Origin of the sequence: Flavobacterium sp., from assembly GCF_003525665.1 — a bacterium.
Lineage (GTDB): Bacteria > Bacteroidota > Bacteroidia > Flavobacteriales > Flavobacteriaceae > Flavobacterium.
Map to the genome: position 1 here is coordinate 7,727 of NZ_DQDX01000088.1, position 441 is coordinate 8,167.

The 441-nt window shown below is 38.3% G+C and carries 1 pseudogene; it reads left to right on the forward strand.

Going from position 1 to position 441, the window contains the following annotated elements:
* Window positions 1-25: 25 nt before the first annotated feature.
* Window positions 26-441 (forward strand): annotated as a pseudogene (locus tag DIU01_RS06605) (porphobilinogen synthase); the annotation flags it as partial.

A 441-nucleotide genomic window follows, 5' to 3' on the forward strand; every position in this document is an offset into this window, starting at 1 on the left:
TCTAATATCTAAAATCTAAAATAAAATGTTCCCATTACAAAGAGGCAGAAGATTACGCGTTAACGAATCCATTCGTTCTTTAGTTCGCGAAACCACATTAAGTCCGAGTGATTTTATGTTCCCAATGTTCATTGCAGAAGGCGAAAACGTAAAAGTTGAAATTCCTTCAATGGTTGGTATTTACCGTCGTTCAATCGATTTGACTGTTGAAGAAGTAAAAGAACTTTTCGCATTAGGAATTCGCGCCGTAAACATCTACGTAAAAGTCGACGAAAGTCTAAAAGACAACACAGGAAAAGAAGCGTGGAATCCTGACGGATTGATGCAAAGAGCCATCAAAGCAATCAAAACGGCATGTCCAGAAATGATTGTAATGCCAGACGTAGCTTTAGATCCATATTCAATTTACGGTCACGACGGAATCATCGAAAACGGTGATAT